Annotated in this window: 18 protein-coding genes; 7 read left to right on the top strand and 11 right to left on the bottom strand. The window is 62.8% G+C overall.

Annotated features, from left to right (window positions below; genetic code table 11):
- Positions 1 to 144 precede the first annotated feature (144 nt).
- The gene (locus HBO12_RS01525; RefSeq protein ID WP_170041232.1) at positions 145 to 2175 is read left to right on the top strand and encodes a PhoX family protein; all 2031 of its coding nucleotides are present in this window, start codon (positions 145 to 147) and stop codon (positions 2173 to 2175) included.
- Between the two features lie 47 nt (positions 2176 to 2222).
- Here HBO12_RS01525 and HBO12_RS01520 read toward each other — a convergent pair whose 3' ends face one another.
- Positions 2223 to 2957: a tellurite resistance TerB family protein gene (locus HBO12_RS01520; protein ID WP_170041231.1), complete on the bottom strand. Its 735-nt coding sequence runs from the start codon at positions 2955 to 2957 to the stop codon at positions 2223 to 2225.
- Positions 2958 to 3252: 295 nt separating this feature from the next.
- Between HBO12_RS01520 and HBO12_RS01515 the strand changes: the two genes are divergently transcribed.
- Positions 3253 to 3537, top strand: a complete 285-nt coding sequence (locus HBO12_RS01515; RefSeq protein ID WP_169952992.1) for a hypothetical protein — start codon at positions 3253 to 3255, stop codon at positions 3535 to 3537.
- A gap of 50 nt (positions 3538 to 3587) precedes the next feature.
- On the opposite strand, the gene HBO12_RS01510 is transcribed toward HBO12_RS01515, so the two are convergent.
- Both HBO12_RS01510 and HBO12_RS01505 read right to left on the bottom strand, forming a co-directional pair.
- Entirely contained in the window at positions 3588 to 4019 is a 432-nt protein-coding gene (locus HBO12_RS01510) for an MAPEG family protein (RefSeq protein ID WP_169952991.1), read from the bottom strand.
- Positions 4016 to 4327 carry a DUF2834 domain-containing protein gene (locus tag HBO12_RS01505; protein WP_169952989.1) on the bottom strand — a complete coding sequence of 104 codons (312 nt, stop codon included), beginning with the start codon at positions 4325 to 4327 and terminating at the stop codon, positions 4016 to 4018. Before HBO12_RS01505 ends, HBO12_RS01510 begins: the two co-directional genes overlap by 4 nt.
- 112 nt (positions 4328 to 4439) lie before the next feature.
- Between HBO12_RS01505 and HBO12_RS01500 the strand changes: the two genes are divergently transcribed.
- Positions 4440 to 5249 (top strand): helix-turn-helix domain-containing protein, encoded by an 810-nt coding sequence (locus tag HBO12_RS01500; RefSeq protein WP_170041230.1) that lies wholly within the window; start codon positions 4440 to 4442, stop codon positions 5247 to 5249.
- Positions 5250 to 5259: 10 nt separating this feature from the next.
- Here HBO12_RS01500 and HBO12_RS01495 read toward each other — a convergent pair whose 3' ends face one another.
- The 5 genes from HBO12_RS01495 to eutH all read right to left on the bottom strand — a co-directional run bounded on the left by HBO12_RS01495 (position 5260) and on the right by eutH (position 12437).
- Positions 5260 to 8097, bottom strand: a complete 2838-nt coding sequence (locus HBO12_RS01495; protein ID WP_170041229.1) for a TonB-dependent receptor — start codon at positions 8095 to 8097, stop codon at positions 5260 to 5262.
- Between the two features lie 97 nt (positions 8098 to 8194).
- A complete protein-coding gene (locus HBO12_RS01490; RefSeq protein WP_169952983.1) occupies positions 8195 to 9160 on the bottom strand; it encodes a FecR domain-containing protein in 966 nt (321 codons plus the stop codon).
- Positions 9157 to 9663, bottom strand: a complete 507-nt coding sequence (locus HBO12_RS01485) for a sigma-70 family RNA polymerase sigma factor (RefSeq protein WP_169952982.1) — start codon at positions 9661 to 9663, stop codon at positions 9157 to 9159. The genes HBO12_RS01490 and HBO12_RS01485 overlap by 4 nt, the downstream gene beginning before the upstream one ends.
- A 1115-nt stretch (positions 9664 to 10778) precedes the next feature.
- Complete coding sequence (locus HBO12_RS01480; RefSeq protein WP_170041228.1) at positions 10779 to 11135, bottom strand: DUF1937 family protein; 357 nt, start codon at positions 11133 to 11135, stop codon at positions 10779 to 10781.
- 57 nt (positions 11136 to 11192) lie between these two features.
- Positions 11193 to 12437 (bottom strand): ethanolamine utilization protein EutH, encoded by a 1245-nt coding sequence (gene eutH / locus HBO12_RS01475; RefSeq protein ID WP_169952978.1) that lies wholly within the window; start codon positions 12435 to 12437, stop codon positions 11193 to 11195.
- Between the two features lie 387 nt (positions 12438 to 12824).
- On the opposite strand from eutH, the gene HBO12_RS01470 reads away from it, so the two are divergent.
- Positions 12825 to 13604 carry a DeoR/GlpR family DNA-binding transcription regulator gene (locus HBO12_RS01470; RefSeq protein ID WP_169952976.1) on the top strand — a complete coding sequence of 260 codons (780 nt, stop codon included), beginning with the start codon at positions 12825 to 12827 and terminating at the stop codon, positions 13602 to 13604.
- 4 nt (positions 13605 to 13608) lie between these two features.
- Here HBO12_RS01470 and HBO12_RS01465 read toward each other — a convergent pair whose 3' ends face one another.
- Genes HBO12_RS01465 through HBO12_RS01455 form a run of 3 tightly spaced genes read right to left on the bottom strand, consistent with a single transcriptional unit; the run spans position 13609 to position 17684 of the window.
- Entirely contained in the window at positions 13609 to 15024 is a 1416-nt protein-coding gene (locus HBO12_RS01465) for an FGGY family carbohydrate kinase (protein WP_169952974.1), read from the bottom strand.
- Positions 15025 to 15049: 25 nt separating this feature from the next.
- The gene (locus tag HBO12_RS01460) at positions 15050 to 16288 is read right to left on the bottom strand and encodes an NAD(P)/FAD-dependent oxidoreductase (protein ID WP_170041227.1); all 1239 of its coding nucleotides are present in this window, start codon (positions 16286 to 16288) and stop codon (positions 15050 to 15052) included.
- A complete protein-coding gene (locus HBO12_RS01455; RefSeq protein WP_170041226.1) occupies positions 16275 to 17684 on the bottom strand; it encodes an NAD(P)/FAD-dependent oxidoreductase in 1410 nt (469 codons plus the stop codon). The genes HBO12_RS01460 and HBO12_RS01455 overlap by 14 nt, the downstream gene beginning before the upstream one ends.
- A 591-nt stretch (positions 17685 to 18275) precedes the next feature.
- Here HBO12_RS01455 and HBO12_RS01450 point away from each other — a divergent pair.
- The 3 genes from HBO12_RS01450 to HBO12_RS01440 all read left to right on the top strand — a co-directional run bounded on the left by HBO12_RS01450 (position 18276) and on the right by HBO12_RS01440 (position 22203).
- Positions 18276 to 18791: a sigma-70 family RNA polymerase sigma factor gene (locus HBO12_RS01450; protein ID WP_170041225.1), complete on the top strand. Its 516-nt coding sequence runs from the start codon at positions 18276 to 18278 to the stop codon at positions 18789 to 18791.
- Positions 18788 to 19726 (top strand): FecR family protein, encoded by a 939-nt coding sequence (locus HBO12_RS01445; protein ID WP_170041224.1) that lies wholly within the window; start codon positions 18788 to 18790, stop codon positions 19724 to 19726. Before HBO12_RS01450 ends, HBO12_RS01445 begins: the two co-directional genes overlap by 4 nt.
- 65 nt (positions 19727 to 19791) lie before the next feature.
- Positions 19792 to 22203, top strand: coding sequence for a TonB-dependent siderophore receptor (locus tag HBO12_RS01440; protein ID WP_170041223.1), 2412 nt, complete (start codon positions 19792 to 19794; stop codon positions 22201 to 22203).
- Positions 22204 to 22271 lie beyond the last annotated feature (68 nt).

The raw sequence follows: 22271 nt of genomic DNA, 5'->3' as shown, positions 1-22271 counted from the left end.
GTGAAATATGCATCCTTGTAACAAAAGGAAATAAAAGAAATACACTTAAATACATTTTTAACAAAACCGACCGCGAATCATCACATTCGACTCTTAGAGTTCGGGCTCCTTTCAAAAATCGTGATCTACAAAGGACCTGATGAAATGAGTCGAGAGACTGGCGACAACCAGAATCGCAACCTGAGCCTCAATGAGCCGATGGAATCGGTACTCACTGCCTACCTGAGCCGCCGCAGTGTGGTACGGGGCGGACTCGGCGCCGCGATCGCCATGATTGCCGGCACCGGCCTGACGGGCTGCTTTGACAGCGGCGGTGGCTCTGACCACGACACCCCGACTGAGCCCACCAAACCTGCGCTGAAGCTGGGTTTCAACTCGATCCCCGGCTCGCGCACCGACGGCTGCACCGTGGCCGCCGGCTACACCGCGCACATCCTCGCGCCATGGGGCACGCCGCTCAACAGCAATGCGGCACCGTGGAAAAGCGATGGCACCAATACCTCGACCGACCAGGCCAACTCGGTCGGCATGAACCACGATGGCATGCGTTTCTTCCCGATCAATGGCAGCTCCACTGACGGCCTGATCGCGATCAACCACGAGTACATCGAACAGTCCGAACTGCACCCCAACGGCGCGACCCTGATCGGCGGCGTACGCCCGGTGGAAGAAGTGCGCAAGGAAATCAACGCCCACGGCGCGGGCGTGATGCGCGTGACTAAAGTCAACGGCCGCTGGCAGGTGATGGAAAACGACCCGCTGAACCGTCGCTTCACCTCGGCCACGCTGATGGACCTGGCGGGCCCGATGAAAGGCACCGAGCACGTCAAGACCAAGTTCTCGCCGACCGGCACCCAGACCCGCGGCACCAACAACAACTGCGGCAATGGCTACACGCCGTGGGGCACGTACCTGACTTGCGAAGAAAACTGGCCAGGGATTTTCGTCAACCGCAGCGGCAACCGCCCGGCCGACCAGGTGCGCATCGGCGTGGGCACCAGCAACGGCAACTATCGCTGGGAAAGCGTCGCGGGTGACCCGAGCGAAGTGAACGGCGAGTTCAGCCGTTTCAACGTCACCCCAAGCGGCGCCACGGCCACCGATGACTACCGCAACGAAGCCAGCACCTATGGCTACATCGTCGAGATCGACCCGTACAACGCCGCGACCCGTGCGGTGAAACGCACCGCGCTCGGCCGTTTCCGCCATGAAGGTTGCTGGCCGGGCCTGACCACCGCCGGCAAGCCAGTGGTGTTCTATAGCGGCGATGACTCGCAGAACGAGTACCTGTACAAATTCGTCTCCACCGCGTTGTGGGACCCGGCAGACGCCAACCCCAGCGACCGCCTGGCCACCGGCGCCAAGTACATGGACAGCGGCAAACTCTACGTGGCGCGCTTCAATGCCGACGGCAGCGGCAACTGGTTGCTGCTCGACGTGGCCAGCCCGACGCTCGATGGCAGTACCCTGGGCGCGAAGTTCACCGACCTGCCGGGGATCATCCTCAACACCCGTGGCGCGGCCGACGCCCTGGGCGCCACGCCGATGGACCGTCCGGAATGGACCTCGGTCAACCCGCTCAATGGCGACGTGTACCTGACGCTCACCAACAACACCAGCCGTACCGTGGCCAACGCCGCCAACCCGCGGGTGAACAACAAGCACGGGCACATCATCCGCTGGCATGACGCTGACAACCAAGTGGCCTTCACCTGGGACATCTTTGTATTTGGCGCCAACGCTGCCGGCACTCCGGACCTCAACCGCTCGGGCCTGACCGCACTGAACCAATTCGCCAGCCCCGACGGCATGACCTTCGACAGCCGTGGCGTGATGTGGATCCAGACCGACAACGGCGAAAAAACCCTGACCGACTACACCAACGACCAGATGCTGGTGGTGATTCCCACCAATATGGTCGACGCCCAGGGTAAGCAAGTGCCGGTCAACGCACAGAACCAGGCAGACCTGCGGCGCTTCTTCGTTGGGCCCAATGGTTCGGAAGTGACCGGGGTGACCTTCACGCCGGACAACAAGACGGTGTTTATCAACATCCAGCATCCAAGCAACTGGCCATCCACTAACGTGGCAACCGACGTCACCGTCGGCAAAATACGGGCGCGGGCGTCCACGGTGGTGATCCAGCGGGCAGATGGGGGGGAATTGGCGATCTGACCAACATGCAGGAGCCGGCCAGGCTCCTGCTTCGCTGTCTTTGTGGATCAGGCCTGTTTGGCTTGCTGTTCAAGGTGCAGTTGCAATTCAGGCTTGATACCCAGGGCATCGGCCAATTCATTGAGGTAGTTGCGCTCGGTGACCTGCTGGTCATCCACCAGCATCACACTGGCCAGGTAGACCTCGGCGGCCACCGCCGGGTCATTGGCATATTCGGCAAAGTCGGTTGCATCCAAGGGCTTGGCGACTTGATCGTCGAGCCATTGTTGCAAGTCCGGATCGTCGGTGTGGCGCCCGATCTCCTGGGAGATCAACGCCTTTTCCTTCTCATCAATCCGCCCATCCGCCTTGGCCGCCGCGATCAATGCGCGCAGTACCGCATGGCTATGGGCCTCGACCTCGGCGCCAGAGAGTTGATCAACCGTCTGCAAGGCCTGCTGCGGCGCAGAGGCCTGCTGGCGTTGCCAGGCTTGATACGCCTGGAATGCCATCATCCCCAACGACGCCAGGGCCGCATAGTTGGTGCCGCCGCTACGGGTCTGGCTCGAACCGCCCGCCTGGGTCCCGCCCAACATACCGCCCAGGCCACCGAGCAGATCGCCCAGGCCGCCACCGCCCGACGCAGAAGGAGCGGAGCCGCCGCCCCGGAGCAATCCACCGAGCAGGCCGCCCAACCCACCGAGCCCTCCCGCGCCGCCCTGGGGTGCCGCCGAACCGCCTTGCTGGGACATCGAGGCTTGACCTGCACGTAGCAGTTGTTCCAGTAGAGCACTGGTGTTCATGGTATCGCCCTCCTATGGGCTGTGCGCCAGACAACCAACAATAGTCCCTGGCGCCTATAACGCCAAGACCGCCCAGCAGGCGCTGGTTTGCCGAGCTGACTGGCCCCCCGCAAACCCGGCGCAGGCCTGTGGAAACCGTGAGAATTGTTCAGATTCAGCGCGCCACGGCTTGCGGTGAACGTCAGCCCGCCCGTGGGGTCGGAAATATAAGGGCACGGCCTCAATCGGCCTGGCCTTGAGCGCGAGCATCTACAGATTTGCGGTGCCGCGAACCCTCACAGAAGGAGACGCTGACATGGTCACTCACTTCAAGGTCGCAGGGCACCTCGCTTGCGGCCATCACGGCAATAACCTCACGTCCACGGTGGAACTGAACCGGGTCAAATGCCGCACCTGCCGCAACACCGATGCCTATAAGGAAGCCCGCCGCAACCAGCGCAACGCGTCCCGCCGTGCATCGCGCAAAGCCAAGTCCAACACCGCCAGCAATGATTGGCGCAGCGCCTGGACCCAACGCCTGACTGCCCTGCCCGGCCTGCAACGCCTGCCACGCGGTTTCAGCCGCCAGGCCTTCGTCTAGCCCCTATAGGAGCCGGCTTGCCGGCGATCGCGGCGTATCCGGTCGATACCCTATCGAATAGGCAACAGCGCCGCACCGATCAACCCCGCCAACCCCAAGAGGCACGCCAGGCCAACGCCATAGGCCAGGGTGCGCCAGGGTTGGCGGCGGCCCAGGTACAGCAAGGTATGCAGTACCCGCGCGACGGTGAACAGGCCGAACAGCCAGGCCGTCGCGGCGGCGTTGGTATCCAGCGCCAGGCATAACCCGCCGAGGACGAAAAACAGCGGAATGTTTTCCAGGTCATTGGCCCAGGCTTTCGCCGCCCGGCTGACCGGCGCAAGCTCCTGCGCAATGGCCGGGCGCTGGAAGAAACCGGCATCCTCAGGATTGCTGAACGCACGGTGCCGGAGGCGGAAAAAACCCTGGTAACAGGAGATCGCCAACATCTTGATGAACAACACCAGCACACACAGGGCAAACAGATGCACGAGGCTGGTCATCGCCGGTCCCTGGCAAAGCCGTGGACCACGATATACAGCAGCGGCCCCACCGAGACAAAGATTGCCGTCAGCAGCCAATACGGCAGCACACTGGCCAGCGACCGGCCCTTGGCGCGGGCGTCGCGGTACATCCACACACACGCCAGGGCCGCCATCAGGTACAGGTCGATCACCACCTGGGCGGTGTCGGGCCTGGATAACAGCTCAAGGCCGAACGCCAGTAGCGACTGCTCGGCCCAGAGCAAGGTGCCCAGGGTGTACAGGGAAAACGCCAACAGGCTGGCAAGGGCGATATAGGGTCTGTGCATAGGGTCCACCACGCAGGATTGGGCAAGCCGCAGATTAGTGATAACGTCGCCGCCATCTCAATGACCTGCGAGGTCATGGACGCCCCCCGCCCCGCCCTGCCAGAGTCCATCCATGAACCGCCCACCGTTCCCCCGCGCCAACCCCGAGACCGACGCCGGTACGCAACTGCGGCTGTTCCGCCGCCAGGCGAAGTTGAGCCAATTGCAGCTGGCGCTGATCAGCGGTATTTCCCAGCGCCACCTGAGTTGCATCGAAACCGGCCGCGCCAAGGCCAGCCCTGGCACCTTGCATAACCTGCTCAGCGCCCTCGAGGTGCCCCTGGAGCAGTGCAACAGCCTGTTCCTCGCAGCCGGCTACGCCCCGCGCTACGAAGCCACGCCGCTCGCCGCGCCGGCAATGGATGCCATTCGGGATGCCATCAGCCATGTGCTGGAGGCTAACAACCCGGCGCCGGCCATCGTGCTCGGGAGCCACTGGCAAGTGCTCGCCGCCAACGCCAGCACCCAGGTGCTGTTCGACCTGGTGGGTTTGGCGCCAGACGCGGCACAAGGCCTGAACCTGCTGACCACCCTGCTGCAACCGGGTGGCCTGGGCGACCACCTGCTCAATGCCGACGAGATCCGCAACCTTGCCTGGCAACGGGCTGCCCGTGAAGCATTGGGCAACCCGACCCTGGCCACGCTGCTGGAAAGCCTGCCGGTGCCGCAAGGCTCGACCCCCCTGGCCAATGAACTGCCGCCACTGGTGCTGACCCGCGTCAATTCGCGCCATGGCGAGCTGGACTTCATGTCCACCTTCACCACCTTCGGCATTCCCCAGGACATCACCGTCACCTCATTGCGCATCGAGCACCTGATCCCGGCCAATCCCCACACTTGGCAGGTGATGACCGCGGCCTACGAACACTCCCTGAGCCACTAGGCGCCGCTGATCAGAACTTGGTCACCACCCCCATGCGCAACGTACGCCCCGGTGCCGGCATGAAGCTCTGGGCCAGCGGGTCCAGGTAGTAACGATTGGTCAGGTTATCCAGCGACACGTTGAACTGGGTGTGGTCTTGCCATTTGTAGTCGAGGAACAGGTCCACCAGCGCCACTTCGCGGTAGACCAGTTGCGGCGTGGTGGCGCCGGTCTGCCAGGATTTGTCGGCGGTGACGGTCGGGCCCGAGGTGTAGGTCAGGCGCCCGCCCACGGTCAGGGCCTGGTCAAAGAAGCGCAGCCCCGTGGTCAGGTTGCCGGCGACCCGCGGCGGGTTCTGGGTATTGGTGTACGAGCCCATGAAGCTGCCTGGGGTGCAGTTGGGGGTGTTGTCAAGCTTCTGCCAGCGAGTGGAACTGGCCCGCAGGCGCGCGGCGAAGGCCGAGTCGCAGGTTTCGGTCTTGAGGTAATAGGTCGACGACAGGTCGGCAAAGACCCAGCCGGCATCGTATTTCGATTGCAGCTCCAGGCCGCTGGTCTTGAAGCTGTCGGTATTGCTGAAGTTCATCAGGCCCATCAGGCCGGGGCTTGGGTCGTAGTAACGGGTCACGTAGTTCTTGATGGTGTTGTTGAAGTACGCCAGCTTGATCGCCGCCGTGTCGTTGTCCGCCAGCAGGCCTTTTTGCAGAGTGCTTGCGCCGATTTCCCAGTTGCTCGAACGCTCCGGTTTCAGGCCCTTGCCAGGCATGGTCTGCAAGGTGCCCTGGCTGGTTTCGAACAACGAGGGCATGCGCAGGCCCTGGGTGTACGAGGCGTAGATGAAGGTATCGGGCGCGATCTCGTAGTTGATGCCGATGGCCGGCGAAAAGGCGCCCTTGCTGTCGCGCTGCTTGCCCGAATAGGTGTAGCCGGTGACCACTTCGCCCACCTGCGACGGATAGACCCGTGTGCCAACGCCCCCGTAGTCGTTGTAGCGCGGGCCATCGAACGGGTTGTTGGTGTCGCTGAACACAATCCCGTTGTTCAGGCGCGGGTCGGTGGCATCGGTGTATTGGCCGTTGGCGTCGGGGAACCACAGCATATTGCCGTAGCTGCCCGGCTTGATCACGTTCACGTAGCGCAACTCGCGCTCCTCGCGCTGGGCGGTGGCGTGCGGCACATGATCCTTGGTGCGGTAGTAGGTATAGCGCCCGCCACCCCACACCGTCAGCTCGTCAACCGGCTTGTACTCGAGCTTGCCGTTGAGGCTGAACTCCTTGCGCGAACCATCACGCAGGCTGCGGTTGGCGTTGATATCGTTCTGTGTGGTGACCACGCTCTTTTGCGGCTGCAGTTCCTCGAGCTGGAACGAGCCGCCCAGGTCCAGTTTGAAATCGCCATAGTGCGTGTCAAAACGCGAGGTATTGGCCAGCTCGCCACCGATGCGCCGGTCGTGCTGGCGCGTCCAGTTGCGGTCCGAACGATAGGCCTGGGATTTGGGCGCCAGCACCGAGGTCAACTGGCTGGTCTTGGCATCGGTCATCCACAGGCTGGTCGTCAGGTCCACCAGCATATTGCCCGTGGGCAGGTAGTGATAACGGGCGGTGTAGGTGTCGATCTTGGTGCTGCCGCGCGGGTACTGGTAGATACCGCCAGTGCCGAAACGGAAGATGTCCGAGGGCATGATCTCGCCTATGCGCCCATCGTAACGACTGTAGCCGAAGTCGAAAGTGTGGTCGTCGGCCGGGCGCAGGGTGGTCTTGAGCAGGATCGACTCGGTCTCTGCCGAGGAGTTGAGCACCTCTTCGCCGGCGTTGTAGGTGGTGGCCACCGTCATGTTTTCGCGGCCATAGCGGTCAAAGGTGCGGTAGCGGTCCTGGCCGTGCTTGCCGGAGAAGTAGTTGCCCTGGTTGCGATGGGCGTAGGCGGCCACCACATCGAACAGATCGTGGGTATAGGCAAACGCCGCGCTGCCCGATTCCGAGTCGGAACCGAACAGGCCGCCACGGTTCTGGTGCGGCTCGGAGTACAGGTTCTCGGTGGTCGAATGGCCGTTGCGCGAGGCCGGCTCGACGCCGTTGTTCCACAGATCGCCCTTCAGGCGCAGGCCCACGTTCTTGCCGTCACGCAGGATGTCATCGACCCCCAGGGTGCGGATCGCCACCGTGCCGCCGATGGCGCTGGACGTCAGGCTGGGGCCTTTGTCGATGGCGACATCGCTGATCAGGTCGGGGTCGATGTAGCTGCGCTGTTGCGTGCCCGCATAGCCGCGATAGACATCCAGCGCCTGTTGCGAACCGTCGACCGTGACCGCCACCCGGCTTTGCCCCTGGATCCCGCGGATATTCACATCCAGGCCACCGCCATTGCGGCTGTCACCCACCTGCACCCCCGGTTGGCCCTTGAGCAGGTCGCCGACGGAGATCACGCCAAAGCGGCGCACTTCTTCGTTGGAGATATACACCGACGAACGTGGGGCGGTGTACACCGCTTTTTTCTCGAGGTCATCGCCAGTGACTTTCTGCGACGGCAGCACCAACGCACTGGTCGCTGGATGCAGTTCGAAGCTGCCATCGGCCTGGCGCTGAAAACTCAAGCCGGTGCCTGCCAGCAACTGCGCCAGGCCGGCCTCGGTGCTGAAATCTCCGTGCAGGCCGTTGCTGCGTTTGCCCGCCGTCAGCGTCGAACTGCCCGCCATGCTGATACCCGCCTGCACGCCGAAACGCGAGAGTGCCTGGTCCAGCGGGCCGGCTTCGATGCTGTAGGGTTGGCGCTCGGCCTGGGCGAAAACTACCGTGCTGTACAGCGGTTGCAGGCTGAGTAACAGCAGACCCAATGTGCGGGTGCGCAAGACACTTGCGGGAGAAATCATGCAGGGCTCCTAGAGGTGAAGGCCCACCTGTTTCGGTGGGTTATCCCTATAGGCCAAGCGAGTTTTGAAAAACTGCGCAGAGAACGTAAATAAATGTTCAGGCCGGCACCACAGTCACCCAATAGCGGGTACGCCGCTCGATACGCACCGGCAGTGCATGGGCCACCAACGCCAGCGCGGCATCGGTGTCGTCGAGCTGGAAGCTGCCCGTCACGCGCAACCCCGCGACCTGCTCGCTGCATCGCAAGACGCCCGGCCGGTAACGGGACAACTCGGCCAGCAGCACATCCAGGCGCATGCGCTCGGCAGGCAGAATCCCGCGCAGCCAGGCCTGGGCCAGAAATCCATCGGTTTGCCGTGGCGTACCCACACCCTGGCGATCGACCTGGGTCTGCCAGCCTGCCGCTACTGATACCGGTGCCGGGTGGCGCGGCGAACTCACCTCCACCAGCCCGCGCAATACGGTAATCCACGTGCCCTGCTGATCATGGCGCACCAGCAGATTGGCATCGTGGCTGCGCAGCAGCGCATCCGCTGTGAGCAGTTGCAGTGGGCGCGACTCAACGCGCGCATCCAGCGCCACCTCGCCCTCGATCAACTGCACGCGGCGCAGCTGCGCGCTAAAGTCCAGGCTGACAGCGCTGGCAGTGTTCAACCACAGAGAACTGCCATCGGCCAGGGTCCAGCGGCGGCGCTCGCCGGTAGCCGTGCGGTAGGTGGCAAAGGCTGCGCGCAGAAGGGTCGATTCCGCGCCCTGCCAGGACAAACCACCGAGCAAGCCCAACCCCAGCAAGCACTTGAGCACCTGCCGGCGCCGCGCCGGATCAGCCCCGGCTGCCTCCAGCGCGCGTCGTGCGGTGACATCCGCCAACAGGCTGGCCCCCGGCTGAAGCATCAGCGGCAAGCTGGCGACGCGTTGCCAAGCGTATTCGTGCTCGGCACTTGCCTGGCGCCAATGCTGCAACGCCTGTTGCTCGTCCGGGCTCATCATCCCGGACTGCAACCGGACGATCCAGTCGATGGCCGTCTCGCGGACTTTCGGTGCAACCGGCTTGCCATTCATTCGAAACGGCTCGCGTAGCACACACTGAAAGCCTTGCCCATCGCCCGCTGCACCTGGGCCACGCTCAAGTTCAACTGCGTGGCGATCTGCGGGTACGTCAGGCCGTCGAGCTGGGACAAAAAGAAGATCTTGCGCACCTGCATCGACAGCCCCACCAGCAGCGAGTCCAGCTGTAGCAAGGTCTCGATCATCAAGTAACGGGTTTCGGGCGACGGCTCCTCACCTTCCGGACGGGCGGCGAGCGCCTCCAGGTAAGCCCGCTCAATCGCCTGGCGCCGCCAGCGGTTAATCAGCAAGCCATTGGCGATCGCGGCCAGAAATGCCATGGGCTGGCGCAGCTCCCGCACGTCCTGCTGCGTGCGCAACACCCGGATGAACGTGTCGTGCGCCAGGTCCTCGGCATCGGCACTGTGCCCCAGGCGACGCCGCAACCAGCCGCGCAGCCAGAGATGGTGACGGGTGTAGAGTTGTTCGACGGGCGAGACGAGACTGTCGTCGTACATGTCAGGTCCAATGAGCAGTTAATGATAATACTTCTCATTTTAATATCCTGACCTGACGCTTGTACAGTCTCGACTGCTAACACTGTTATCTGTGGGAGCCATTACTGAACCTCCGTCATCGCGGGCAAGCCCGCCCCCACAGGGGGGGGCTCGGCTGGGCACAACATTTGCGCTAAATCGCAAATCAAATGTAGGAGCGGGCTTGCCCGCGATGGCAGTGGGTCAGGTTAGAAATACTTGACGGACACACCGCTATCGCGGGCAAGCCCGCTCCCACAAGGGATCTAGGCTGGGCACAACATTTGCGCTACATCGCAAATCAAATGTAGGAGCGGGCTTGCCCGCGATGGTGGTGGGTCAGGTTAGAAATACTTGACTGACACACCGCTATCGCGGGCAAGCCCGCTCCCACAGGGGGGGCTCGGCTGGGCACAACATTTGCGCTAAATCGCAAATCAAATGTAGGAGCGGGCTTGCCCGCGATGGCGGTGGGTCAGGTTAGAAATACTTGACTGACACACCGCTATCGCGGGCAAGCCCGCTCCCACAGGGGGCTCTCGGCTGGGCACAACATTTGCGCTACATCGCAAATCAAATGTAGGAGCGGGCTTGCTCGCGATGGCGGTGGGTCAGGTTAGAAATACTTGACTGACACACCGCTATCGCGGGCAAGCCCGCTCCCACAGGGGGCTCTCGGCTGGGCACAACATTTGCGCTACATCGCAAATCAAATGTAGGAGCGGGCTTGCTCGCGATGGTGGTGGGTCAGGTTAGAAATACTTTTCTGACACTCCGTCATCGCGGGCAAGCCCGCTCCCACAGGGGGCTCTCGGCTGGGCATAAGATTTGCGCTACATCGCAGATCAAATGTAGGAGCGGGCTTGCCCGCGATGGCAGTGGGTCAGGTTAGAAATACTTGACTGACACACCGCTATCGCGGGCAAGCCCGCTCCCACAGGGGGGGCTCGGCTGGGCATAAAATTTGCGCTACATCGCAAATCAAATGTGGGAGCGGGCTTGCCCGCGATAGCGGTGGGTCAGGTTAGAAATACTTGACTGACACACCGCTATCGCGGGCAAGCCCGCTCCCACAAGGGTTTGCGTTGCCGGGGGAATTAGTTGAACTCGGCGTGGACCTCGGACCACAAGCTGACCTTCTGCCCACGGTTCTTGAAGAATTCGATCTCGCGCTTGATCCCGGAACTCAGGTCCCAGCCCGGCAGGTCAAGGATGATCAGTTCTTCCATCATGTCCATGAACAGCGCATCCACCGGCGCCCACAGCTTGCCGATGGTGGCGCTGTCCTTGCCTTCGAACGCGAGGTTGATCGGGTGCGACATGGACACCTGGCTGAACACCCCATGACCCGACTCGATGATGATGGCCGCCACCTTGTTGCACTGGATAAAACGCTCGTGGGTCACTGACGCATCGGCATGGCTGTAGGGGCAGGCCAGAAAAATCTTTCTCATTGTTACCTCAAGGCAATGCAAGGGCGCGCGCCCTTGCCGTGGATTAAAGAGTCAGGGTCACACTGCCTGCGCAGCCGGCACGCCGGCCTCATCGGCCTCTTCGCGCTCGCGCTCCTGCGCTTCGTAACGCTGGGCGGCGGGCACCGAGATCTTGATCGCGATCGCCACTGCGAGCAGGCCGCCAAACAACTTGGCCAGCAGGATCGGCATGATCAGCGTCGGCTGGAAGTTCGCGGTAAAGGCCAGGTGGTCGCCAATGGTGGCCTGCGCACAGACACCCAGGGCCACACACAAGACCTTGTCCCGGGCATTCATCTTCTTGAACAGGTGGTAGACCGCGATGATGTTGGCAAACACCATGACAAACGCCGCCGCGCCATCGGCTGACAGCCCGATGTGCTTGCCCAGCACTTCCATGGGTTTCTTGCAGTAGCGGTTGAACAGGTAGCAGATCGGGAACGTACCGGCGAGCATGATGCCGATGTAGCCGGCAATCTCGATGGCACGGAACAGCTCCTTCTCGTCGGCGAACATCGGGTCGAAGCCCCACACACCGAAGTTCTTCATGAAGAACCCGGTGAAGTGCTCGACGATGGCCAGCGCCAGGACGATCTTGATAAAGGCATCCATCAACTTACCGAACACCAGGAACCCGGCCACCATCCACGCCGCCCGGTAGCGCAGGCCGGCGGCCAGCAGGAAGCAGAACACAAACAATGGCGCGAGCAAGCGCACGCAGTCGACAAACCCCAGGCTCAGGTAATGCAGGGCCGGCGAGGTGGTGGAAACGATATCCCGCACCGGCAGGTTGAAGGCGGTGATCATCATCAACGACGCAAGCACCGCAAACGGGATGCTGATCAAACCGGCCATGGCCCCCAGCGCCAGGTACTTGTGGTCCTTGCGTTCGAGCATCATCAGGCCGACCGGGATCAGGTAGACGATGGTCGCGCCGGAGGTATAGCCAACGATCATGGCGGTGATCCACATGTCGCGGTTCGCTGCCAGGGCATCGGCCAACTGGTAGCCTCCCATGTCCACGGCGATGATCGACAGCGCCGCAATCGACACGTCGGAACCCATCGCGCCGAAGTACGGCCCTAGTGCGACCTCGATGAATTTGGACAGGTACGGGATCGCCACCATGATCCCCGCCTGCGCCAGGAACACCGGGCCAATGGAGTGAATGCCGTTGACAAACTCCTTGCCCAGGCCGCTGTCCGGCTTGATCACGGATGCAAACGCGCCAACCACCGCGCCGATCATGATCAGGTAAATAACGTAATTGCCGAATTCCGCCATTGCTTTCGCTCCATCTGTACTGAATCAATTGTTGTTGTAGGAGTACGCCCCAGTTCGGTCGCTCCATTGGCCAAACGCGTTTTACAGCCCCATTTGTGGCGCTTTCACACCCTATTACTAACCACTTCCCATGCCAATCGTGTGTTTTTTGTGGTTTTGCGGGTTAAACACACTGGAATCGGTCAACTCTATTGCGTAATCTCTGATCACACCTTTCAAGGCAGCGGACTCTACGGCCGTGAACGGCAAACGCCAATACCAAGTTCACACCACCTCCACTGGCGCCCACGCGCCCCGCCGCTTACTGGCGGGGCATCATTTGAGTGCCTCGGTAACAGCACTGCGCCGCCGTGGCGCATTCACGTAGCATCAAGAGGATGGTTGCCCATGCGCCCCAATGAAAGACGCCAACATATCCTTGAACTGCTACGCCAGCGTGAACGCATCTCGGTCGACGAGTTGGCGCGCACCCTCGGCACTTCGCAAGAGACCATTCGCCGCGACCTCACGGCCCTGGCCGAAGATGGCCAGGTCACCAAGTTCCATGGCGGCGCCTCGCTGCCGCCCAGCGGCGAGCACGAGAACGCCTTCCAGACCCGGATGAATGAATTCTCCCAGGAGAAACGTGCAGTGGCGCGCTTCGCCGCCGGGCTCTATGCGCCGGGCGACAGCCTGCTGATCGATACCGGTACCACGACCCTGTTCTTTGCCCGTGAACTGGCAAGGCTCAACCGCATCACCGTGATCACCAACTCCTTGTTGATCGCCGCCGCCATTGGCGCCAGCGGTAATCGCGTGTTCATGATCGGCGGCGAATACCGCCCCGAATCGGAACAGAACATCGGCGCCCTGGCCATGGAGCAGATCGCCCGGTTCAACGCTGAGCATGCGGTGGTCACCATTGGCGCCTTGAACACCGACGGCGCCTTTGACTTTTCCATCGAGGAAGCGGAAATCACCCGCGCCATGATCGCCCGCACGCGCTACCTCACGGTGATTGCCGACTCCTCGAAAATGGGCAAGCGTGCGCTGTTCCAGGTATTCCCCCTGGAGCGCATCGACCGCCTGATCATCGACCGCAAACCCTTGGGCGAACTGGCCAAGGCCCTGGCCGAAGCCCAGGTTGAAGTCCTGGAAGCCCCTGCCCTGACCCGGCCGGAGTGGTAAGCGCTCAGCGCCAGTCGCGGCAGCGCGTCACCGCATCGCTGAACGTGGCCCGCCACTGCTGGGCCTGGGCGGCACTGACTTTGGGGTGATAGCTGGTGCTGGTATTGCGCGGCGGCTTGAGCGCCACGCCGAGGCCTTTGGCTGCCAGCGCTGCGCAGCCGAATGCGGTCAGCTCATCGAAGCGCTGGGTGACGATGCAGCGCTGCAAGGCATCGGCGAGAAACTGCGCAAAATAGGGGCTGCGCGCCAGGCCGCCATCGATGGACAGGTGATCGGTGACGCTGAGAAACCCGTCCATTGCGCTGATCACTTCCACACTGCGCAATGCCACACCCTCAAGCACGGCCTGGCACATATCCTGGCGCGTGGTGCTGCCATTCATGCCGACCCACAGGGCTGCCGCGCTGCGGTCCCAGTGCGGGCAAGCGAGGCCGGACAACGCCGGCACAAACGCCAGTTGGCGGCCAATGGCCGGTGCTTCGTCAAATGCCGCCAGCTCCGAAAAATCGCTGAACAAGCCAAGCCGCCCGGCCCATTCCACGGCTGCGCTGGCATCGTAGACACCACCGTCCATGGCGTAAGTGGGCTTGCCGTCAATCTGCCAGGCGATGGTCGCCAGCAGGCCCTTTTCCGGGGCGCGGATGATCTGCTCGCCGGTCACGGTCAGGGCAAACGCCCCGGTCCCATAGGTGATCTTGGCGTCGCCCTCATTGCGGCAACCATGGCCGTAGAGCGAGGCTTGCTGGTCGACAATCGAGGCGGTGACCGGCGTGGCGCCGATCTCGCCAAAGTGCCCGACGGTGTCGCGGATCTGCGGCAGGGTTTCCATGGGCACGCCAAACAGCTCGCAGAGCTGGCTGTCCCACTGCCCGGTCGCCAGGTTCATCAGCGAGGTGCGCGAAGCGGTGGTGACGTCCGTGGCGAAGACCCCGGTCAGGCGGTCGAGAAAGTACGCATCGGTGGTGCCCAGGCGCAGCCGCCCGGCGCGCAATGCGCTCTGCGCGGCTGGCAGGTTGCGCACGATCCAGGCCAGCTTGCTCGCCGAGAAATACGGGTCCAGGGGCAAACCCGCACGCTCCAGGGTCAGGGCCTCGCCGCCGTCGCCGCGCAACTGGGCGATTTCGGCCCAGGTGCGATTGTCTTGCCAGACGATCACCGGGGATAACGGCTCGCCGGTCTGGGCGTCCCACGCCAGGCAACTCTCGCCCTGGTTGGCAAGGCCGATGGCGTCCACCTGGCCGGTGGCCTCCAGGCAACGCTGCAGGTTACTGAGCAGCTCCAGTGGATCGTGCTCCACCCAACCAGGATGGGGATGGTGTTGCTGATGGCGCAACGAGAGCTGGATATCAGCTGACCCATTGTCACTCACCACCAACACGCGGGTGCTGGTGGTGCCTTGATCGAGCGCGGCAATCCGCATGTTTAAGACTCCTCGGCAGGTCTTGTTAGTGGCCGACAAAGTCGACTTCGAGTTGCTGTACGCCCTGGGACAGCTTGAGGCTGGCGATGGGTATCAATATCCGTCGCTCGGGCAGCGAACTGCCGGCGCGGGCCCAGATTTCCTGGCCATCGGCCCGTACCACCAGGCGCCCTTTCACCCCACGGCTGACCCGCAGTTGCAGGTGCTGCATACCGGCCACTGTGGACGGGCTCAGGCGTTGCGGCACGCAGAGCTTCAAGGCGCCCTTGCAGGCGATCTCGATGCTCGGCGCAGCAGGCGGCAGTTGCCCCTGCAGATCGCGGGCGATCATCGTAGCGATCTTATGGCCTTCGCGAAACGACCAACCTGCCGTCTCGACGGGGCGCAGCAGATTCCCCGCGGCAAAGTAGGCCGGATCGGAACAGCGCCCGTATTGATCGATATGCGGGCCGCCGCTTTTCGGGTCCAGCCGCAGCTCGCTCAAGCGTACCAGGCTCGACTCGGGAGTGAACTGGCCGGTAAGCAGCACGCCGTCACAATCGAAGGTCTGGGTCTGCCCATCGGCCAGGCGCACCGTTGCGCCCTCTACCCGCCCGGTGCCGTGGATTGCCAGAAGTTGTGCACCGAAATGCATCGGCACCCCGCATAACCGCGGAAACAGCGACAGCGGCCAGCGCGCCGTGGCCCGCAGGTTGGCCTCGATCATCGCCACCGGTTGGATTCCGGCACGCCGGCAACTCATGACCGCCGACAGGCTGACCAGCTCGGTGCCGACGATCAGCGGACGCTCAAAGGGCTTGAGATGCTCCAGGTACAGGTAGGACTGAAACGCGCCGGTATTGATCACCCCCAGCGGGCGATCGCCGCCCAGCAGGCGCGCCGAACGTGGTGTTTCCCGGGCCCCGGTGGCAATCAGCACGCGTCGCGCCTGGATCACCCTGGCGCCCTCCGGGCTCACCAGTTCCAGCCGCCCGCCCAGGCCCATCTGCGTCACCGAGTGCTTGACGCGAATCTGCACCCCGGCCTTCAACGCCTGCGCGACGTTTTTGCGCGCATAGCCAGGCCCTGTATAGACGCGGCCGTATTCGCGCAAACCAAAGGGCGGGTGCCCACAATGACGTGGGATACCACCCGCCTCGGGCTCACGCTCAAACACCACCACCGTGCCAACGCCCAGCTTGCGCAGGGTCATCGCCGCCGACAGCCCCGACGGCCCGCCACCGATAATCGCGACATCAATGTTTTCGACTTCAATGGGCTTCATGACAAACACCTGTGGCAAGGGGAATGGCCAGGTGGCCAGCGCTCAGCTCGGCCACCCGCGCCCCACAATAAAAGCCCTGGCAGCGCCCCATGCAGGCCCGCGTGCGGCGTTTCAGGCCGCCCAGGTCACCGGGCGGCAGCGCGCTGGCCAAGGCATTCTGGATTTCCCGCAGGGTCACCATTTCACAGTGGCAGACGATTTCGCCGTAGCCCGGCCGGTGGTAATCGCGGGGCAAATGTTCGGCGAGATTGGGCAGCACCGGCCATTGCAGGATTGAGGCGGGGACTGGCGTGTGCTCGCGCTGATACAGGCTGAACACGTGCCGGGCAATGCCCAGCGCCGCCGTCAGGCCGGTGGAGCGGATGCCGCCGACGCTGATCCAGTTCTTACCTTCGACCCGCTGCACCCGATACTCTTTCTTTTCCGTGGCCGGGCGCAGCGCGGCATAGGTGGCGGTGACCGGCATGCCGTCGAGCGCAGGAATCCGCTCGACGGCCGCGTCCACCAACTGGCGCAGCACGTCGCTGTCCAGGCCTGCATGCAGGCGGTCTTCCTGTTCTTCGGCGGTAGGCCCCACCAACAAATTGCCGTAGACGGTGCGGGTCAGGACGATGCCCTTGGTGCGCTCGTTGGGCACCGGCAGGATGATGTTGCCCAGGTAGCGCGCGGCCGCCTTGTCGAACACCACGAACTGGCCTTTGCGCGGGTGGATGGAGAAGCTCGACGCGCCCAGCAACTGCTGCTCCAGTACATCGCCGAACAAGCCGGCGCAGTTGATGATCGTGCGTCCCCGGATAAACCCGTTGGTGGTCTCCAGGGCCCACAGTTCGCCATCGAAATAACCGCCGTTGACCTCGGTATTGAAGCGCACCTGTGCCCCATGCGTCATGGCCTGGAGCAGATACCCAAGCGGCGCCGACCACGGATCGATAAGAAATTCACCAGGCACCTGGACCGCCCCCAGGGCGCTTTGGGCCAGGTGCGGTTCAAGGCTGCGCACCCGCTCGCGGCCGATCAGGCTGACATCGGCAATCCCATTGGCGTGTGCCTGTTCGACGATGCCGTGCAGCTTGTCCAGGTCATCCTCGTTCCAGGCCACCACCAGCGCGCCGGTCTTGAGCAGCGGCAGCGACATGTTCTGGTGGATGTCCAGGTATTCCTGGTAGCCGTCCTGCATGCATTGCAGCTCCAGGCTGCCGGTTGGCGCATCGAAGCCGGTGTGCAGGATCGCGCTGTTGCCTTTGCTCGCACCAGAGAGGATGTCCGGGCTTTTTTCCAGCAACAGCACCCGCGCGCCCTCCAGGGTAAAGCGCCGGACCATCGCGCATCCCACAACGCCACCGCCAACAACGATGACGTCGTAGATGCCGCTCTGGTTCGGGAAGGGTTTCGTCATTATCAAGCCTATGGGTGAAGTAAGCGCAGAGGTTGCCGTAAGTGGGTGCAGGGCATATGCCACTGACCGAAGCGGGGTTGGAATGACCGATTGGCCATCACGGTTCCCTCACTGCCCAAGGACTTCGCGCCAAGGCATGCAGCCGCCGCCATGCCAGCGCCTAATGTTTATGGGTACCCGGGCTTTAAACACAACGTGGAAAAGGCTGACCGGTTCGGTGCACACAGAGCTGATTCTGTCAAAAAGACGTTACTGTCGATTCGCTCAATACGCGAAAAGCGCTACATAAATACACAACCACTTAGAGCGAAGTTACTTTTCAACACTTTTTAGGCATGACCCCGACCGCTATTCCACGGCCATATCGCGCTCAGAGCGCGATACTCAGTCAAAAAAACCAACAAATATTGACCGATACGCAAAATTATCCACATTAAATTCGCCGACCGACGAGGTAAGGCCGTCTTTTCTCGAGTCCTTCTATAAAAGACGTTGAACGGGCCGGTTCTGAGACCGAGGCCCCCTCGCCCATTGCAGCCGCCAGTCAGAAACAACTAGAATAAGATTAATTCCCACTTACGAATTTTTCGCATGAAACCAGCCCAGCCCGCCGAAGCCGCGACGCTTGAAGCCCTGTACCGCGGCTACCACGGCTGGTTGCTGAGCTGGCTGCGCCGGCGCGTGAATTGCTCCCAGCACGCGGCAGACGTGGCACATGACACGTTCATCCGCCTGCTGTCGGCCAGCCCCTACGTGGCGCCCCGTGAGCCCCAGGCCTATCTCGCCACGGTGGCCCGCCGCCTGTTGATGGACAGCAATCGCCGGCGCCGCCTGGAGCGGGCCTATCAGGAAGAACTGGAACGCTGCGCCCAGTACCTTGAGCAAGCGCCCTCGCCCGAGCAGATCCTGCAGGCGGTACAGGTGCTCGAAGCGATTGACCGGGCCCTGGCGCGGATGAAGCCACGGATCCGCGAGACCTTTATCCTGCGCCACCTCGATGGCCTGGATCAGGCCCAGATCGCCGAGCGCCTCGGGGTTTCGGTGCGCACCGTGCAACAGGACCTGGTGGAAGCCCTGCTGGCCTGCGACGCGTGCGTCCAGGCATGACCCCGGCCATCCTGCGCCAGGCTGCCGAGTGGCTGGTGCGCCTCGACCATCAGCCCGACGCCGCCAGCCAACAGGCTTTCCACGCCTGGCTGGCCGCCGACCCGCAACATCCATTGGCGGTTGCGCGCTTGCAAGGCCACCTGTCGCCACTCAAGCAGGCGCCGGCCCGGGCCGCGTTGCGCCGGGCGCGCCAACAGCCGAAGGCGATCAAGGGCCTGGCCCTCACCCTGTTAATCGGCCTGTTTGCCCTGCCGGCCTATCAGTACAGCCAGCGCGGCTACCTGTTCGCCGACCTCAGCAGCGCCAGCGGCCAATGGCAGCAACAACGCCTGGCCGATGGCAGTGCCCTGCAACTGGATGGTGGTTCGGCGGTGGACCTGCACTTCGACGTCCACCAACGGCGCATACGCCTGCTGCGCGGTGAGCTGCTGGTGGACGTGGCCAAGGATGCCCAGCGCCCGTTCTATGTCGACACCCCGCAAGGCAGCATTCGCGCCCTGGGCACGCGTTTTATCGTCGAGCGCAGCGGCGATGCGACGGTGGTCAGGATGCTCGAATCGTCCACTCGCATCGACAGCGGCACCCAACAATTGACCCTCAACCCCGGCCAGCAGGTGCGCCTGGAGGCAAGCGGCCCAGGGCCGGTGGAAAAATTCGATGCCCGCGCCCACGAGGCCGCCTGGAACACCCACCAGTTGCTGGCCAACGACGAGCCCCTGGCGGATGTGCTGGAGCGCCTGGGACGACATCGCAGCGGCCTGTTGCTGTTCGATCGCCAGGCCCTGCAAGGCTTGCGGGTCACGGTAATGCTGCCGGTCGACGACCCGGCGCGGGCCTTGCGCCTGCTCCAGCGCACGCTGCCGATCGAAGTCAGCAACTACACACCGTGGGTCACCCGTGTGTCCTTGAAAAACAGCGCGAATAATTCTCAATAAAGTCTGCGTGTTTTCGGTTTTGCCGCGTCCTTTCCTTGGCCAACATCCAAAGGAGCACCGATTACATGTCTTCCAACCCATCCTCCCGTGGCAGCCTGCTGCTGGCCAGCCGCCTGCTGTTTGGCTGCCTGCCGCTGGCATTACCGGCCATTGCCTACGCGCAGCAACAGGTCCAGGCCTTCGATATCGCCCCAGGCCCCCTCGGCGAAGTGCTCAGCCGCTATGCCCAGGCCGCAGGCACGCCGATAGCCTTCCAGTCGCAACAAGTGGCCGGCCTGAACAGTGCAGGCGTGCGCGGCAGTTACAACGTAGTGGATGGCTTTGCCAAGGTGTTGGAAGGCACCGGCTTTGCGGCGCAAGCCAGCGCCGATGGCTACCAGTTGCAGGCCTTGACCGAGGCCAGCGGCACCCTGGCACTGGCTGCCACCCAGGTCACCTCCAACCAGTTGGGCACCGTCACCGAGGGCACCGGCTCCTACACTCCGGGCACCATTGCCACCGCCACGCGCCTGGTCTTGACGCCCAGGGAGACCCCGCAGTCGATCACCGTGATCACCCGCCAACACATGGACGACTTCGGCCTCAACGCCATTGACGATGTGATGCGCCACACCCCCGGCATCACCGTGTCGACCTACGACAGCGAGCGCACCAACTACTTCGCCCGTGGGTTTTCCATCGAAAACTTCCAGTACGACGGCATCCCCACCCTGCGCAACTCGGCCTACTCGTCCGGCCAGACCCTGACCGACATGGCGATCTACGACCGGGTGGAGATCCTGAAAGGTGCCACCGGCCTGCTGACCGGTGCAGGCGCGCCGGGGGCGACCTTGAACCTGATCCGTAAAAAGCCCACCCATGACTTCAAGGCCAGCATCGAACTGGGTGCCGGCAGTTGGGACAACTACCGCTCCCAGGTCGACGTCAGCGGACCGCTGACCGACAGCGGCAATATCCGCGGGCGCGCCGTGGCGGCCTATCAGGACAAGCATTCGTTCATGGAGCGCTACCAGCGCAAGACCAGCGTCTACTTCGGCTCACTGGAAGCGGATCTTGACGACGACACCTTGCTGACCGTGGGTTTTGACTATCAGGACAACGACCCCATGGGCTCGGGCTGGTCCGGCAGCCGCCCGCTGTTCAACACCAAGGGCGACCGCATCGACGTCAAGCGCTCCTACAACAACGGCGCCAAGTGGAGCCGCTGGGAGCAGTACAACCGGGGCGCCTTCGCCACCCTGGAGCGCAGCTTCGCCAATGGCTGGGTAGCCAAGGCGCAAGTGACCCACCAACTCAGCGGCTACCACGCGCCCCTGGGCTCGATACAGAGCGCGCCGAATCCCGACACCGGCCTGTCCACGGTCTACGCCAATAAATTCACCGGCCAGACCCGTGCCAATGCCGCCGATGTGTACCTCAGCGGCCCCTTCAGCCTGCTGGGGCGCGAGCATGAACTGGTAGTGGGTGGCTCGGCCTCCAACTCCCACTGGAAAGGCAAGGACTACGGCAGCCCCAAACACGCCAACGGCAATGTGGTGGACTTCTGGAACTTCGATGGCAACTTTGCCGAACCCGACTGGGGCGCCCCCACCTACGTCAACGACCTGACCACCCGCCAAAGCGCTGGCTACATGACCTCGCGCTTCAATCTGGCCGACCCGCTGAACCTGTTCCTCGGCGCCCGCGTCGCCAACTACAAGCTGCGCGGCACCGACGACTCCACCGAAACCGGGCGCCTGGTGCCCTACGCCGGCGTGACTTACGACCTGAACGAAAACTTCACCGCCTACGCCAGCTACACCGACATCTTCATGCCGGAAAGCTACAACCGCGACCGCAACAACAAGCTGCTGGAACCCTCCGAAGGCAAGAACTACGAAGGCGGCATCAAGGGTGAATTCTTCGGCGGCCGGCTCAACACCAGCCTGGCCTACTTTGAAGTGCACCAGAGCAACCGCGCAGAAGCCGACGCCGAATACAACGCCGCGCCGACCAACCCGTCATTGGGCTATGCCACCAAGGGTATCGAAGCCAAGACCAAGGGCTTGGAGGCCGAAATGTCCGGTGAACTGCTGCCCGGCTGGCAGGCCCAGGCTGGCTACACCCACAAGATCATCCGCGACCAAAGTGGGCAGAAGGTCTCGACCTGGGAGCCCGAGGACCAACTCAGCTTCTACACCACCTACAAACTCAAGGGCCCACTGGACCGCTTGACCGTGGGCGGCGGCGCGCGCTGGCAGAACCGAAGCTGGCAGGAACTGTACAACCGCTACAAGGCCAAGAACGAGGAGTTTGCCCAGCAAGCCTACTGGCTAGTGGATGTGATGGCGCGTTACCAGGTCACCGAAAACCTGTCGGCGACGCTGAACCTGAACAACGCGTTCGACAAGAAGTACTACACCAATATCGGCTTCTACAACACCGCCTATTACGGCGATCCGCGCAACGTGATGCTGACGACCCGCTGGGATTTCTGATCAGAACATAATTGAAACATAAGGAAAGTCATCGGCTGCCAAAACAAGGGAATCAACCTGGGGCAAAC

The sequence above is a fragment of the Pseudomonas sp. WS 5059 genome (assembly GCF_012985525.1).
Taxonomy (GTDB): Bacteria; Pseudomonadota; Gammaproteobacteria; order Pseudomonadales; family Pseudomonadaceae; genus Aquipseudomonas.
This window is presented reverse-complemented; position numbering and strand designations above follow the sequence as displayed.